The sequence below is a fragment of the Allobosea vaviloviae genome (assembly GCF_001298265.1).
In the GTDB taxonomy this organism is placed as follows: Bacteria; Pseudomonadota; Alphaproteobacteria; order Rhizobiales; family Beijerinckiaceae; genus Allobosea; species Allobosea vaviloviae_B.
The window spans coordinates 1-14,243 of the sequence record NZ_LGSZ01000021.1; the positions used below are offsets into that span (position 1 = coordinate 1).

The window sequence follows — 14,243 nt, forward strand, 5'->3', positions numbered from 1 at the left end:
ACATCGCCCGCGAGCCGCTGAACCCGGTCGATCAGTGGCGGGCGATCGAGCGTCTCGTCGCGCTCGGCTGGACGGAGGAAGCGATCGGCATCGCGCTCGCACTGCCGGTGCGCCAGATCAAGAAACTGAGGGTGCTGGCGAATGTGCTGCCCGCAATGCTGGACCACATGGCCAAAGGCGATATGCCGGGCGAGCAGCAACTGCGCGCGATCGCGGCAGCGAACCTCGACGAGCAGCGCGACGTCTGGAAGGCGCAGAAGCCGAAGAAAGGCGATCCGCAGGTCTCCTGGTGGAGCGTCGCGAACGCTTTGTCGAAGAAGCGCATGTACGCGCGCGACGCGAGCTTCGGCGACGATCTGGCCCAGGCCTACGGCATTTCATGGGTCGAGGATCTCTTCGCGCCGGCCGATGAGGACAGCCGCTACACCACCAACGTGGAAGGGTTCCTCGGCGCCCAGCAGGAATGGATGACCATCCACCTACCCAAGCGCGGCGTCATCACCGACGTCAACAACTGGGGTCAGGTCGTGTTGCCGCCCAAGGCCGAACGGGTTCACGGCAAGCCGGGCAAGAGAGACCGGACGGCGATGTATCTCGACCGCGAGGGCAAGGTGCAGAGCGTTCATTTTCGGCTGCCGGAGCCGAAGAAGGCCAAGGGCGCCGACGACGCGGAGGGTGGCGACGACACGATCGTGATGGCCAAGCCGCGACCCGACGTGACGCGCAATGGCGTCGAGATGATCGGCGACTTCCGAACCGATGCGCTGCATGAGGCGCTGGCGCGGGCGCCGATCGAGGACGACACGCTGATGGCGCTGCTCGTGCTCGCGCTTGCCGGTCGCAACATCTCGGTCCAGTCGGGCGCGTCCGACGACGTCTACGGGCTTGCCCGCATGGAGCGGCATGCCGTTGGCCTTGTCGGCAAGGACGGCAAGCTCACCTTCGACAGGGACACGCTGCGGGTCGCGGCGCGCTCGGCTCTGATCGATGTCCTTTCGGCTCGCGAAAACCGGACCAATAGCGGCATCGTTGCGCGCTTCGCCGGCGACGCGATCGGCGCGGACGGTTTTCTGCCGACCATGGGCACGGAGGAGTTTCTGTCCTGCCTGTCACGCCAGGCGCTGGAGCGCTCCTGCAAGGACACGTCCGTGCTTCCCCGCGCCCGGGTCAAGGACACGCGCGCCGCGCTCGTTCAGCATTTTGGGGAGAGGCGCTTCGTTCATCCCAGCGCGGTGTTTGCGCCGACTGCAGCCGAGGTCGCGACCTGGCGCTCCAAGAGCATCGTCGTCGCGGATGAGGACGCGGATGCCACTGCGCACGATCCTGATATCGGGCCCGGCGATGCAGAGGCGCTCGACGACGTTGATCTCGACGCCATCGACGAGGCCTACCGCGTCGCGGCGGAATAACCCCGACCTCCTCGCTCTCTTCCGATCGACATCCCGCCGCCGGCCTCATGCCGGCGGCGGTTTCGTTTTCACGCAGCGCCATCACGGAGGACAAAAAATGTCCGCGCACGCCATCCATGACAATGCACCCATCGGCTCGATCATTGCCTGGTCCGACGGCACACCGCGCCCGCCTGAGCGCTTCACCAGGAAACTCGCGGCCTGGCTGACCAGCAATGGCAAGGGCCGCCTGATCCGGAAGCAGCCCAGCAGGAGCATGGGCACTCTCAGCCTGTCCGCCAGCTTCACCCTGCATGAGGCGGATTTCGGCACTGGGGGCGTCGTCGCGATCCGGGTCCATCGCACCTTCTCGCTGGACTCGACCCTGTACTTCAGCGTGGTCGAGCGCCCGGCAATCGGGTTGGTGCGTGTCTTCGATCGGCCCGGCGAGGCTGCCGAGCTTGTCCATCTCGCGTCGCATCGGCCTGCCGCAAAGGAATGGCTCTCTCGTCATGGCTATCCGCTCGCCGTGCTCGAGGAGGTCACGGCCGACGAGGTTGGCGCCGCCGTCGTCGAGGGGAGGGCGGCATGATAAGCGCTTCGTCTTGCGACTCCGCGACCGGTGCGATCACCGAAGTGCCAGAGGTCGAGTTCGGGCGATCAACCGAGGGCTTTCCGGTCGCCCGGGTCGCCGACAATGGCTTCGCTATGATGCCGGCGCATGACGGTCGGCATTATCTCTCGACGGGCTGGCGGATTGCGCGCCCAGTCGCGGAATGGCGTCGGTCCGACTTTTACGGCCATACCGGCGAATTGGCGGATAAGGCGGCTTTCCGCGCAAAGGTCCTGGAGCAGGCGGAGCATCAGCGCGAGAAGAGGACGCTCGGTCGCCGTGACGTCCAGAGCAGGGTGCAGACGCCATGGGGGGTCTCACAGTGTGCTACAACAAGGCTTGAGAACGCCCACGGGATCGAGTTCCGCGAAGTTTTCTATCGGTATCACCCGTGGTTTGGCCGTGATGTCGGCATTCATGGCGTCGTAGCGAAGAGCGGCGGCGTATATTTTCGTTGTGCGGTGGCGGGCGGCCAGGGGGATCGCTGGCTTGAGGTTCCCGCCTGGATGTTCGAGCGGGCGTCATGTCCCGGCGGCCTTGAGCTGACCGCTGCCCCCTTCGTCAGCCTTGACGCGCTCGCGGAGCTGTCGGCGCTGCTCGATCGTGTGCTGAAGACGTCCACGTCATCATCGAATGCCCCGCTTTCGGGCGCATCCCGATCCTCTCACGACCAGATTCGGGGAGAGGCCCATGCGAGCGACGACGGCGACGGCGGCGAACAGCGGCAGGCAGAAGCGGCCGCGCGTGCGTCAGCAGATGGACCTGTTCGACATCGCCAAGCCGGAGTCCGGCGGCGCGCCGCTCTGGCCGGAGCTGCCGGAGCAAGCACGCTCTGCGCTGACGGACCTGATGGCGCGGCTGATACTCGCCCACGCCGCCACGGCCGTTCCGCTTCCAGCAAAGGAGGCCGGCGATGATCTCTGAGAAGGTTCGGCCTCATCACCTGGAGCGCAAGGCGATCCTCTATGTGCGCCAGTCCTCCGCCCACCAGGTGCTGCACAACCGCGAGAGCGGCGCGCTGCAGTATGCGATGCGGGACCGTCTGACGGCACTGGGATGGTCGCAGATCGAAGTCATCGACGACGATCTCGGCCGCTCCGCCACGGGTTCCGTCCAGCGTGTGGGCTTCGAGCGGATGGTAGCGGAGGTCTGTCTCGGCAAGGTCGGCGCGGTTTGCGCCCGAGAGGTCTCGCGCTTTGCCCGCAACAGCCGCGACTGGCAGCAGCTGATCGAGATGTGCCGGGTGGTCGATACGGTGCTCGTCGATCAGGAGACCGTTTATGCGCCGCGCCATGGCGACGATCGCCTGCTGCTGGGGCTCAAGGGCAGCCTCAACGAGTACGAGCTCGATCTTCTGCGTCAGCGTTCTCTCGCGGCTCGCTACGCCAAGGCACGCCGAGGCGAGCTGATCGTCTCCGCGCCGATCGGCTTCGTGAAGGCGGATGACCGCTATGAGAAGGATCCGGACCGGCGCGTTCAGGAGGCGATCACGCTCGTCTTCGACAAGGTCCAGGAACTCGGCAGCGCACGTCAGGCGCTGTGCTGGCTGCACGAACATGATCTCGACCTCCCTGTGAAGCAGGGCAACGGCGACACGATCTGGCGCCGGCCGAACTATGCTTCCATCCATCGGATCATCGAGAACCCAGTCTACGGAGGGGCCTACGCCTATGGTAAGACGAGCGCGGCGGCGGCCTATACCGCCGACGGCATCAAGATGAAGACCTGCCGCAAGGCGCGGGACGAATGGCTCGCCCTGAAGCCCGGTACCCATGACGGCTATGTGAGCTGGGAGAGGTTCGAAGCGATCCGCGCGATGGTGGCAAGCAATGTTCCGACCGGCAGGCATCACGGCGCGCCCAAGCATGGCGAGGCGCTGCTCTCTGGCCTGATCCGCTGCCAGCGCTGCGGCCGCAAGCTGACGCTTCGCTACACCGGGGCCAGGCACGGCATCCCACGCTACAGTTGCTCGCGCGCCTGGATGGATCATGGCGGTCCGTCTTGCATCGCCTTCGGCGGCCTGCGCGTCGACGATGCGATCGAGGAGGCGCTGCTTGGCGTGGTTGGCCCTGGCGCTGTCGCCGCTGCGCAGGAAGCCGCGTCACAGGCGGCTCGGCAGCGGGATCAGGTCAGCGACGCCCTTGGCCGCGATCTGGAAGCGGCACGCTACGCCGCCGACCGCGCCTTCCGGCAGTACGATGCCGCGGACCCGGCCAACCGGCTGGTGGCTGGCGAACTCGAAGCGCGCTGGAACAGGGCACTCGCCAAGGTGGGGGAGATCGAGAGCAGGATCGCCGCACATGATGCGGCCAAGCCTGCGGTAAGCGTCGACCCTGCCGCATTCGGCCTGCTCGCCTCGAACCTGCAAACCGTATGGTCGGCGCCGACCACCGACGCTCGGCTGAAGAAGCGGATCGTCCGGATCCTGATCAACGAAGTGGTTGCTGATATCGACGACGCCACGTCGGAGATCGTTCTGATTGTGCACTGGGCCGGCGGCGCCCACAGCGAGATGCGCCTGGCGAAGCGGCGGCGCGGGCAGCGCAACAGCACATCGACCGACATCGTTACGGCCGTGCGCGAGCTGGTGCTGATCGCCAGCGACGACTTGATCGCCGGTCTTCTCAACCGCAATGGCCTGAAGACCGGCAACGGCAATCGTTGGACGCGCGAGCGCGTCACTTCCATGCGGTCGAACTATCGCGTCCCTGTGTTCAAACCCGCCGCCGATGGCGTCGAGCCCTGGCTCAACCTCACCGATGCCGCCAAGCTCATCAAGGTCTCGACCAGGACGCTCAGACTCGCCGCCGAAGCCGGCGAGATCGAAGCCGTCCATCCCCTACCGGACGGGCCTTGGGTCTTCGCGCGCGCCGCTTTGGCCACGGAGGCCGCCCAATCGATCACCGTACGGGCGCGGCGAAACCCCAAATACCCCGCAGGATCACATCCCGCCGAGCAAAACCTTTTCTCTTCAATCACATAGACAGATGGGTGTTCTGATGCGCGGTTGTACAGTCTACATCGACGGCATCGTATCCCATTCGACTGCCGGCCACGGCGGCTTCAAGCTTTCGGACGAGCGCAACCGACACGTCCATCCTCTGCTGCGCGCGGAGGGCGGTTCGTACGAGGAGGATTGCGCCTGGGCGATCGTCGCGATCACCTTTCCGGAACTCTTCACCGGCTTTGAGCGGCGCTGCGCCGAGCGCTCGGTCAAGGATAGCTGGCCCGATGCCTGGGAGGCGATCTTTGGCGTCGTACTCGGATCAGGAGAATCCCATGAGAAGGACCAGCGGGCTTTTCATAACGCACATGCCGGTGACTGGATCGTGGTCTCGGCGATCTCGTCCGGTCATCATCAGGGGTTCGTCGAGTGCGTCGCCACGCCGGGCGGCCGGCGCGGAGCCGGAACCGAAGAGCGCCGCTTTCTCGTTCCGGCCGACGAGTACACGGTAGGCCGGTTCGGCTTCATCATCGATCCATCCCGTCACGCTGTCTATGCCGGGCCTTCCAGCTTCATCGGCTGGCAGCGCGGGACGTCGTCGTGACGGTCCTGCCTGCGGCTGTCGCGCAGCTTTCCCGCATGGAGGAAGCGCGCCGGCAGATCCAGCGCCAACTCGAGCTGATCGAGCGTCAGATCACGCGCAGGGCGACCGCGCTGGTCCCGCAGCAGCGCAAACGCCATGGCGATCGGCGAGGAAAATCGTCCGACGTTTGCATGGTGCTGGAACGCTACCGCTCGACACTTGCCGCGCTGACGGCCGAGCGTCAGCCGGAGATCGATGCGCTGTCGCGCAAGGTCGCGCGGCAGGACCGGGCCATCGCCGCCCATCACGAGCGTCAGCAGATTGCGCTTTTGCGCGCGGCGTGACCGGGCGATGCGGGTCGTGAGCTTGGCAGGTCCGTCAAATCCGAGGCGATCGGCGGCGCATGGCTGCTGCGAGGCCTCGAGGGTCCGTTTCGGTGGCGTCACTGAGGCTAGGCCGGGCTGGCCCTCGTCCTCTCGGGTTTGCTGCGGTCTGAACCGTCGGCCAGGCGCTTCAAGGCCGCGTGCCGCGCCGCGTGGCGGCCGGCCTTCGCCGATCTCGCAGACGAGGCGCAGCGTCCTTCGCGAGGGCTGACGCCCTGCTTGCCCGCAAGCCTCGTCCGCTCGCCTGGCATAGGCCGGGCCCTGATGCGCCAGGGCATTCGACGGTTCGGATGGACCGCACCCGAGGGGACGACGGCCAAGCGCCGATCCGGCTCCGAGGGCGCAACCGAAGAAAGGACTTTCCCATGCCCAAGACCGCACATTCACCCCGCCAGACCGCCCGCGTCGTTCCGCTCCGCAAGGGCACGACCATCGAAATGACCCGGCTTGCCTGCCCCGACCAGCAGCAGGCGCTTCTCATCTCCGAAAGCTTCGGGCTTCCCGTCCTGGACGGCGACGGTATTCGCGATCTGCACGAGCGTCTGATCGTGGAAACGGCAGCCAGCCTGCAGGACGGGCTAGGCGAGCGGGCGATGCAGATCCACCTGCAGCGCATCGTCGGCGCCTATGTCGGCTCGGCCCATGGTGCCGGGCAGTTTTATTCCCGCGCGGTCACCGAGGCGCGCGACGCCACGGCCAAATCGGCCTGCGATGCTCGCGACGAGGATGTCGATGGCCCGGTCGGCTTCGACGGTCCAGCCCAGCGCAAACGAGAATTCGCGGCCGACATGGGCGTCCAGGCCCACGCACTGCTGATGGCGGCCGAGGGTGCTGTCGCGGCATACGAGCAGGTCATCGGCGAACGGTGGAAGCCTTTCGAGCGAGCCGCCGAGACCACAAGTCCATCCGTCGACCGCAAGGCGGCCGCAGTTCAGATGGCGGCGTTCGGCTGAGCCGGCGTGAGCGGGGCGCCAGTCCCGCTCACTATCACATTGGCCATTGCGGCCGGCCATCGCTCATCGCGCTCTTTTTCCGGCAGGCCGAAGCGGAAACCGTTCCGGATCATCGTTCCAAGGATCGAACACCACCGCGCCGGTCGCGCCGACATCCTTGGTGTTGCGTGTCACGAGATAGAGCTCGTGCTCGATCGCGGTCGCCGCCAGCATCGTGTCGATCACCGGCGGCGGATGTCCGCTTGCCCGCCTGATCTCTCCCGACATCCGCCCCCATGCCAGCACGACCGGGTTGCTGACGCCGAGCATCCGATCCTGGAATCGTTGCGCCAGGGCGTCGCGGGCGGCCTTGTATCTAGGCCGGTCGGGATGATCGGCGCTCAGATTGTGGATCCCCTTGTCGTATTCGGCCAGCGTCAGGATGCTGATGTAAAAGCTGTCCTCGGGCTGGTCGCGCGCCCATTCCTTGACCGACGGCGCACCATTGGGATTGATCAGAGCGGCGACGACGTTTGTGTCGAGAAGCCAGCCTTTCAAAGTTCGACGTCCCGCCCGAAGTCCGCTTCGCGCGCTAAATCGAGCCCGTCCAGATGCAGGCTCTCCATGAATTCGACGAAGGGCGCCTGCGGTTTCTGCGGAACCAAACGCTCGAATTCCTCGACGCTCATGACGACAACCGCATCATGGCCGCGCACACTCACGCGCTGCGGCCCCTCGGTCCGCGCGTGACGCACGACTTCGCTGAAGCGCGCTTTGGCGTCTTCGAGCTTCCATCGTCCTTGGGGCAGTGCCTTAGACATTCGCGCAGCTCTTTTCGCGATGAGGATAGACCTAGTCAGATAGTCAGAAGATAGCGGCTGTCGGGCTCCAGCGCCAGCCCCTGGAAGTGAGATTGGATTGCGAGCGGTTGGCCGGCCATTCGATCGCGACCCGTCTCTGCCGACGGTCTGAGCCGGGACGGCATCGGCTGCAACGGCTTTGCCGTCTTTCACTTCGTTCCAGCCCGCTGGGTGCAGCCATCGCCTGGGCTCCCGGCTTTTCGACCTTTCGTGACGCGGTCGCGATCGGCGCGACCTCCACAAAGAGGTTGGATCATGAGCAAGTCAGAAGAGAAACCGCGCGCGGACATCTATGCGCGGATCACCGACAGGATCGTCGCGGAACTGGAAAGGGGCGTGCGTCCCTGGATGCAGCCGTGGCGTTCAGGCAGTGGCAACGGAAGCGTGACACGGCCGCTGCGGCACAACGGGTTGCCCTATAGCGGGATGAACGTGCTGCTTCTCTGGTCTGAAGCCGCAGCGCGCGGCTTCTCCTCGCCGATCTGGATGACGTTCAAGCAGGCATTTGAACTTGGCGGCGCTGTCCGAAAGGGCGAGACCGGCTCGATGGTCGTCTTCGCCAGCCGCTTCAGGAAAACCGAAACCGATGCCACAGGCGACATGGTCGATCGAGAGATCCCGTTCCTCAAATCCTACACGGTCTTCAACGCCGAGCAGATCGATGGCCTACCCGACCACCATCGCTGGCAGGCTGAACCTTCGCGCGATCCGATCGAGCGGATCGACCATGCCGATCGCTTCTTCGCCGCGACCGGCGCCGTCATTCGACATGGCGGCGACCGCGCCTACTATTCCCCGGCGACGGACCATATTCAGATGCCGCCCTTTGCGACGTTTCGCGATGGAAGTTCCTATGTCGCGACGCTCAGCCATGAGGCGATGCATTGGACAGCAGCCTCCCATCGCGTGAACCGTGATCTCAGCCGCTACGGCAAGGATCGGAGCGAGCGGGCGCGCGAGGAGCTGATCGCGGAACTTGGAAGCTGCTTCCTCTGCGCCGATCTCGGTATCGCGCCGGAGCTGGAGCCGCGTCCGGATCACGCCAGCTATCTCGCCTCCTGGCTCGAGGTTCTGTCGAACGACAAGCGCTTCATCTTTTCGGCCGCGGCACATGCGCAACGGGCCGTCGCCTATCTCCATGGGCTTCAGCCGCAGGCTGGCTTGATCGCGGAGGCTGCATGAGTGGTCGAGCTCGATGATGCCGGAGCCAGTTCGGGAATTGCGGCGAATACTATCGCCTTGCGTATCCCGGGCGTTTGCTGGGCCTGTGTCCACTGCGTCCTCGATGGGCATGTCTGACCGGGAGGCCGTCGTCGCTGGCGCGCCGTCTCGCTCTCACACCTGCAACGGCCGTCCGCGGCTTTCTTCCCCTGGGCCCTGCGGCCCCATTCCTCGCGGGACAAGAAAGCCGCTCCCGGCCGTCCTCCACTGCGTTGCGGTCCCTTCAGGATGCAGGTCGATCGCCTCCGGTCCTTCGACTGCCATCGAGGCCGCGATGGGCGCAAGGCCTCGAGCAACCAGAAGGAACTAGGACAATGGCGATCATCGGCAGCTTCACCTCGAACGGCGATGGTTTCAACGGCACGATCAAGACCCTCAACCTCAACGTCAAAGCCAAGATGGTGCGCCCTGAGCGGCCATCCGAGAAGGGCCCAGCCTTCCGTATCCTCGCAGGGAATGTCGAGTTCGGCGCGGCCTGGCAGAAGACCTCGACCGAGGGGCGCGACTATCTCTCGGTCAAGCTCGACGATCCGAGTTTTCCTGCCGCCATCTACGCCACGCTGATCGAGGTCGAGGGCAGCGACGGCCTGCAGCTCATCTGGTCCCGGCCGACCCGAGACTGAAGCCAGTCCAAGATGGCCCCGCCGCGAGGCGGGGCCAATCCTTTCGGACGCCGCATCGCCGACGCAACGGTGCCGCCTTTTCCCACCGCGTAAGGTCGGATGTGGTTTGAACCACACCTCACTCGATGAATCGGTCGGCAGGCGCGTTGCGGTTCAAACCATACTTTCGGCAATTGGTGGTTTAAACCACACCTCCATCCTCGCACCCTCTGAGCCGTGTCAGCCGTCCTGGTGCTTCCGGTGCGAACTGGAGGGGCTCTCTGGTCGTGCCATGGTACGGCCGGCGGAGCCCGCCTCAAGGACGCGCGGTGCCCCCAAAATGCTTCGCATTTCGGCTCCCCCACGCGCCGCCTCCGGCGGTCGGCTGACGCCGATCCTTGACCCGGTCTCCACCGACGCGTGGCGCGCCTTCGTCCATTCGAGACGAAGGAGGTTCTCATGACCATGCCGATCGATCAGCAGATTGCCGAACTCAAGGCCGAACTGAACAATGCCTGCCTGACACAGCGTGAGCGGCGCGAAGCGCAGCGCGAGCTGGAATTCCTGACCGAGCAGGACCGCAGCGAGGCCGAGACGGCGTACTTTGCGGAGGTCGAAGGCTGGGCTGCGGTTCACGCAGCGGAGCTTGCCGCATTGCCGTTCTGAGCATCACGAATCGAACTGGCCGGTCTGACGCGACACGCGTCGGGCCGGCTTTTCGCATGTCGCCCGCGCCTGCGCTTGCTTCGCTGCGCGCAGGCGTGAGTTGTCCATGGCGCCTCGCCTTCGGTGTGGTTTGAACCACACCGTCACGCCATCGCCGCGATCGGCCGTCAGAAGGCGTCCCGCATCGGAGTTGCCGGGACCAGTGTCATGCCGCGTTCGCCATGAAGACCATTGTGATCAACAACCAGAAGGGCGGCGTCGGTAAGACGACGCTCGCCGTCCACCTTGTCTGGCACCTCGCCGAGACCGGCGGTCGCGTGCTGCTGATCGACGCGGATGCCCAGGGCAACGCCACCGACACGATGAAGCGGCATCGTGGCGACGTCACCGCCGCCGAGCTGTTTCGGCCGGGCAGGGCGCCTGTCTCTGGCGGGGCCGACGGGATCACGCTGGCTGCCTCGGACAGCTCGCTCACCGATGTTGACCGCGGAGACGCGGCCGGCATTCAGCAGTTCCGCGACAATCTTCGCTCGGTGAGCGATACGTTCGACGTCTGCGTCATTGACACTCCGCCTTCGCTGGGCCTGCGCAGCGTGGCAGCGCTCGTCGCCGCAACGCATGTACTGTCGCCGATCTATCTCGAGGACTATTCGGTGAAGGGTGTGAAGGGGCTGCTCCAGACCGTCATCGGCGTGCAGCAGCGCTATGGCCGTTCCGACATGAAGTTCCTGGGGCTGCTTCCGTCGAACTTCAACACGAAGTCACCGCGCCAACGGACGCATCTCGACCAGCTTCTGCGCGAAGCGGGCAAGTACGTCTTTCCGGGCCACATCGTCGCGCGCGACGGCTATGCGGAGGCGGTGGCGGAGGGGGTACCGGTCTGGACATTGAAGAAGCGCTCGGCGCAGGAGGCCGGCCGCGAAATCCGCACCGTGCTGTCGCGCATCGTCGAGCAAATGGGGTGATCGCGTGGCGCTAGATCTGAGCTTCAAGGAGCTTGCCGACGTCGCCGTCGGCAACGCGTCCGACGGTCGGCCGCTCAAGGTCGCGCTGGACCTGATCGACGAGGATCCTGATCAGCCGCGGCGCGAGTTTTCCGAGGAGGAGCTCCAGAATCTTGCGGCGTCGGTCCGGATCGACGGCATTCTCCAACCGATCGTCGTCAGGCGGTCACAGCAGGCCGGGCGCTTCATCATCGTGATGGGCGCGCGGCGCTATCGGGCGGCGAAGCTCGCCGAGCTCAATGAGGCACCCATCTTCATTCAGGATGCGGATGATGCGAACCCCTACGCCCAGATGGTCGAGAACATCCAGCGCGACGATCTTAAAGCCAGTGAGATCGCACGCTTCATCACGGCGCGCCTCGACGCGGGTGAGAAGCAGACAGAGGTCGCACGGCGTCTGGGTAAACCGCGCGACTGGGTTTCGCGCTATGGCGCGGTGCCGAAGATGCCGCCCTTCCTGCAGGAGATGCTGGCGACGAGTTCGATCCGCGCGGTCTACGAACTCTATCAGGCCTGGCGGCAGCAGCCGAAGGAGGTCGAGCGCGCGGTCGAGGACCGCACGGCCTTCACAGATGCTCAGGCGAGAGAATTTGCGGCGACGGTTCGATCATCCGGCGCGCCGCCAAGAGCGATAGATGCGAGGGCCGAAAAGCCGGTTGGCTCGATGGAGAGCACCCAGTCCGGTCGTTCGCTTGACCGCGGCGCGCGCACTTCCGTAGCGATTGCGCCGCAACCGCGTCCTGCGGCAAAGGGTTTAGCTGTCGTGCGAGTCCGTGTCGGCAAGCGGCATGGTGCTTTGGTGCTCGACGATACCATGGCGAGCAGCCAAGGGTTCGCGCGCGTCTCTTTCGATGACGGGTCGGTCGAGGATGCTGTCGTGACCGCGCTTCGGATCGAAGCGGTCCTCATCGGCTGACGCTGCGAGCCCAGCGCTTCGCCCAGAGTGTGGTTCGAACCACGCTGCGTCGGTTCAAGGGCGGTCTCATTTCCCGAATCAGCGTCAGCATCGTCAGTTTGCTTTGGGCTGCCAGCGGCGCTGCTGAATCGCGCTTCACGAATCGTTAACCGAGGTGGATTGTTGTGAGTCTTTGAGGTGTTTTCTAGTGCAGGATAGGCTTGCCGCCAGCGAATTATTACGTCAGTTTGGCGTGGCGACGCGCCCTAGCGCGTTGATGGATCTCGCTGCTGAGAGAGAGCACCCTGATGCCGACGCTGACGTTGCGGGTTTCGGACGAGTTGGCGCTTCAGTTCGCGGCCTTGGCCGCAACTGAAGGTGGGAAGTCGGCGCTCATTCGGCGGCTGCTCGAGGGCGCGGTCGGTGCGCCAGAATCGAAGCGCGCACCCGTTGCGGTTGGCTTGCCGCAGAAGGTGACGGTGCGCTTCCGCGAGAGCGAGCTGCGTCAGGTTGGTGAGATGGCTACTGCGCGCGGGATGACGCGGACGCAGTGGATCACGTCGCTGGTTCGGTCGCGTCTTGGCGCGCCAGCGCAGCAGTCGGAGGGCGAGCGGGAGGCACTGCGGACGATTGCTCGGGAGCTCAGTCGGATCGGAGGCAACATCAATCAGATCGCTCGTGCAGCCAACCGTAGCGAGCTCGATCCAGGGGCCGACAGTTGGAAGGTGCTGAGCGAGGCCCAAGGCGCGCTTCACGCGCTACAGGGCGAATTGAAAGAGGTTCTGGATCGAACCAGCACCTATTGGGAAGGCCGGTGATGAGCGGAAAGGGTGCTCAGGAGCTTCTCGATGATCTGCCGCCAATCTCCTATGTCTGGCGGACACCAGTGCGAAGGCCACGCGTGTCCGAGGCCGACATTCCCGATCCGGTCGCTCCGCAGCGGGTCACGCCGGCGATGCGGGCCCGGCTCGAACGGATCGTCGGCCGTGCGCCGGAGGTGATGGTGAAGATCACCGGGCGTACGAAAGACGCCGGGCATCTCAAATCCCATTTCGAATACATCATGCGCAATGGCGAGCTGACGGCGGAGACCGAGCAGGGCTCGCTCATGCAGGGCAGGGAGGGCCTCAAGGATCTTCAGGCGCGCTGGACCGATGATACTGCGCTTGACGACAAGCGTCGGCGCGACGGCAGCGTGTCGATCAACATCATCCTGTCGATGCCGCCCGGCACCGATCCGATCGCGGTGAAGGACGCCGTGCGGGCGTTCGCGATCGACACCTTCAAGGCCAACCACGATTATGTCTTCGTCCAGCATCTCGATGACAAGCACCCCCATGTTCATCTGACGGTTCGTTCGCAGGGCTACAACGGGAAGCGCCTGAATCCGCGGAAGGCCGATCTCGCGACCTGGCGCGATCGGTTCGCAGGCGAGCTTCGAGTACGCGGCGTTGCGGCCGAAGCGACACCTCGGAGGACGAGGGGGAAGGTGCGCAAGCACGACAAGGGGACTGTGGTGGCGCTACGCCGGCGTGGCATCGTTCCCGATACCGACAAGGGCGCGAGAGACGACGTCGTTCGGGCGGCGAAGTCCGGTGTCGGCGGCGCACGCCCCTGGGAGCCAAAGGCTCGCGAACGTCAGGCCAAGATCCGCGCTCAGTACTTGGCTCAGGCCAAGGAGCTCGAGCGGACCGGGAAGGGGAGCGATCTGGCTCTGGCGACGAAGGTGCGGGAATTCGTGGCGATGATGCCGGATCCTGAAACGCGGAGAGAGCAGTTGATGCGGGAATTGTCTTGGATGGCGAGGCGCATTCGGCCCGATCAAGATCGAGCCCCCAATTGCGGAGACCCGGGTCCCGGTGCGAAAACGCGATGATCGCGGTTCGAACCATCTCCTTGGCGCCCTACTACGACGCGACGCGTCGCGATAACGCTGGTTGCCGAGTTCAGTTCTGGCGTCATGGTCAATTTCAGTCGGCTATCGCGAAAACCAGGCTGGCAAGCGACGTGCCTTTTGCCCTCTAGTCTTACTGTGTCATAAGCTGTCGAACGGTTCTCTGGCAGCATGGACATCGTTCGAGACGGCGGGACAGGGCTCTGATCAGGCGGACGCGGATGGTAGCGATCGAGTCAGCCACGTGCCGCTCGGTCC

Annotated in this window: 15 protein-coding genes and 1 pseudogene; 14 read left to right on the top strand and 2 right to left on the bottom strand. The window is 65.0% G+C overall.

Annotation, left to right across the window (positions count from 1 at the left end; translation table 11 throughout):
- From AE618_RS03775 to AE618_RS03805, 7 genes and pseudogenes are all read left to right on the top strand, one after another.
- On the top strand, positions 1 to 1,409 hold a 1,409-nt coding region (locus tag AE618_RS03775), incomplete at its 5' end, for a plasmid partitioning protein (RefSeq protein ID WP_054207729.1).
- A 97-nt stretch (positions 1,410 to 1,506) separates the two neighbouring features.
- Entirely contained in the window at positions 1,507 to 1,980 is a 474-nt protein-coding gene (locus tag AE618_RS03780; protein WP_054207730.1) for a hypothetical protein, read from the top strand.
- Between the two features lie 711 nt (positions 1,981 to 2,691).
- Positions 2,692 to 2,925, top strand: a complete 234-nt coding sequence (locus tag AE618_RS03785; RefSeq protein ID WP_054207731.1) for a hypothetical protein — start codon at positions 2,692 to 2,694, stop codon at positions 2,923 to 2,925.
- Positions 2,915 to 4,984, top strand: a complete 2,070-nt coding sequence (locus AE618_RS03790; RefSeq protein ID WP_054207732.1) for a recombinase family protein — start codon at positions 2,915 to 2,917, stop codon at positions 4,982 to 4,984. Before AE618_RS03785 ends, AE618_RS03790 begins: the two co-directional genes overlap by 11 nt.
- Before the next feature lie 19 nt (positions 4,985 to 5,003).
- A pseudogene (locus AE618_RS03795) lies at positions 5,004 to 5,549 on the top strand (DUF7007 domain-containing protein); the annotation flags it as partial.
- On the top strand, positions 5,546 to 5,872 hold the full coding sequence (locus AE618_RS03800) for a hypothetical protein (RefSeq protein WP_432704484.1): 327 nt from the start codon (positions 5,546 to 5,548) through the stop codon (positions 5,870 to 5,872). The pseudogene AE618_RS03795 and the gene AE618_RS03800, both read left to right, overlap by 4 nt.
- 404 nt (positions 5,873 to 6,276) lie before the next feature.
- Positions 6,277 to 6,864 (top strand): hypothetical protein, encoded by a 588-nt coding sequence (locus AE618_RS03805; RefSeq protein WP_054207733.1) that lies wholly within the window; start codon positions 6,277 to 6,279, stop codon positions 6,862 to 6,864.
- A gap of 63 nt (positions 6,865 to 6,927) precedes the next feature.
- On the opposite strand, the gene AE618_RS03810 is transcribed toward AE618_RS03805, so the two are convergent.
- The gene (locus tag AE618_RS03810; RefSeq protein WP_054207734.1) at positions 6,928 to 7,401 is read right to left on the bottom strand and encodes a type II toxin-antitoxin system VapC family toxin; all 474 of its coding nucleotides are present in this window, start codon (positions 7,399 to 7,401) and stop codon (positions 6,928 to 6,930) included.
- Positions 7,398 to 7,664, bottom strand: a complete 267-nt coding sequence (locus tag AE618_RS03815; RefSeq protein ID WP_054207735.1) for a type II toxin-antitoxin system Phd/YefM family antitoxin — start codon at positions 7,662 to 7,664, stop codon at positions 7,398 to 7,400. Before AE618_RS03815 ends, AE618_RS03810 begins: the two co-directional genes overlap by 4 nt.
- Positions 7,665 to 7,958: 294 nt before the next feature.
- Between AE618_RS03815 and AE618_RS03820 the strand changes: the two genes are divergently transcribed.
- The 7 genes from AE618_RS03820 (at position 7,959) to AE618_RS03850 (ending at position 13,967) form a co-directional block, all read left to right on the top strand.
- A complete protein-coding gene (locus AE618_RS03820) occupies positions 7,959 to 8,885 on the top strand; it encodes an ArdC family protein (RefSeq protein WP_054207736.1) in 927 nt (308 codons plus the stop codon).
- A 353-nt stretch (positions 8,886 to 9,238) separates the two neighbouring features.
- Entirely contained in the window at positions 9,239 to 9,547 is a 309-nt protein-coding gene (locus AE618_RS03825; RefSeq protein ID WP_054207737.1) for a DUF736 domain-containing protein, read from the top strand.
- A gap of 438 nt (positions 9,548 to 9,985) precedes the next feature.
- On the top strand, positions 9,986 to 10,192 hold the full coding sequence (locus AE618_RS03830) for a hypothetical protein (RefSeq protein ID WP_054207738.1): 207 nt from the start codon (positions 9,986 to 9,988) through the stop codon (positions 10,190 to 10,192).
- A gap of 221 nt (positions 10,193 to 10,413) precedes the next feature.
- On the top strand, positions 10,414 to 11,157 hold the full coding sequence (locus AE618_RS03835) for a ParA family protein (RefSeq protein ID WP_054207739.1): 744 nt from the start codon (positions 10,414 to 10,416) through the stop codon (positions 11,155 to 11,157).
- Between the two features lie 4 nt (positions 11,158 to 11,161).
- Positions 11,162 to 12,112: a ParB/RepB/Spo0J family partition protein gene (locus tag AE618_RS03840; protein WP_054207740.1), complete on the top strand. Its 951-nt coding sequence runs from the start codon at positions 11,162 to 11,164 to the stop codon at positions 12,110 to 12,112.
- 287 nt (positions 12,113 to 12,399) lie between these two features.
- Positions 12,400 to 12,909 carry a plasmid mobilization protein gene (locus AE618_RS03845; protein WP_054207741.1) on the top strand — a complete coding sequence of 170 codons (510 nt, stop codon included), beginning with the start codon at positions 12,400 to 12,402 and terminating at the stop codon, positions 12,907 to 12,909.
- Positions 12,909 to 13,967 (top strand): relaxase/mobilization nuclease domain-containing protein, encoded by a 1,059-nt coding sequence (locus AE618_RS03850; RefSeq protein WP_082364977.1) that lies wholly within the window; start codon positions 12,909 to 12,911, stop codon positions 13,965 to 13,967. Before AE618_RS03845 ends, AE618_RS03850 begins: the two co-directional genes overlap by 1 nt.
- Positions 13,968 to 14,243: the final 276 nt, after the last annotated feature.

What these genes read in the sequence shown, in the direction of transcription:
- AE618_RS03850 (WP_082364977.1), top strand. Translation starts at nt 12,909, where the DNA reads ATGAGCGGAAAGGGTGCTCAGGAGCTTCTCGATGATCTGCCGCCAATC.
- AE618_RS03820 (WP_054207736.1), top strand. Translation starts at nt 7,959, where the DNA reads ATGAGCAAGTCAGAAGAGAAACCGCGCGCGGACATCTATGCGCGGATC.
- AE618_RS03845 (WP_054207741.1), top strand. Translation starts at nt 12,400, where the DNA reads ATGCCGACGCTGACGTTGCGGGTTTCGGACGAGTTGGCGCTTCAGTTC.
- AE618_RS03835 (WP_054207739.1), top strand. Translation starts at nt 10,414, where the DNA reads ATGAAGACCATTGTGATCAACAACCAGAAGGGCGGCGTCGGTAAGACG.
- AE618_RS03785 (WP_054207731.1), top strand. Translation starts at nt 2,692, where the DNA reads ATGCGAGCGACGACGGCGACGGCGGCGAACAGCGGCAGGCAGAAGCGG.
- AE618_RS03830 (WP_054207738.1), top strand. Translation starts at nt 9,986, where the DNA reads ATGACCATGCCGATCGATCAGCAGATTGCCGAACTCAAGGCCGAACTG.
- AE618_RS03815 (WP_054207735.1), bottom strand. Translation starts at nt 7,664, where the DNA reads ATGTCTAAGGCACTGCCCCAAGGACGATGGAAGCTCGAAGACGCCAAA.
- AE618_RS03805 (WP_054207733.1), top strand. Translation starts at nt 6,277, where the DNA reads ATGCCCAAGACCGCACATTCACCCCGCCAGACCGCCCGCGTCGTTCCG.
- AE618_RS03780 (WP_054207730.1), top strand. Translation starts at nt 1,507, where the DNA reads ATGTCCGCGCACGCCATCCATGACAATGCACCCATCGGCTCGATCATT.
- AE618_RS03825 (WP_054207737.1), top strand. Translation starts at nt 9,239, where the DNA reads ATGGCGATCATCGGCAGCTTCACCTCGAACGGCGATGGTTTCAACGGC.
- AE618_RS03790 (WP_054207732.1), top strand. Translation starts at nt 2,915, where the DNA reads ATGATCTCTGAGAAGGTTCGGCCTCATCACCTGGAGCGCAAGGCGATC.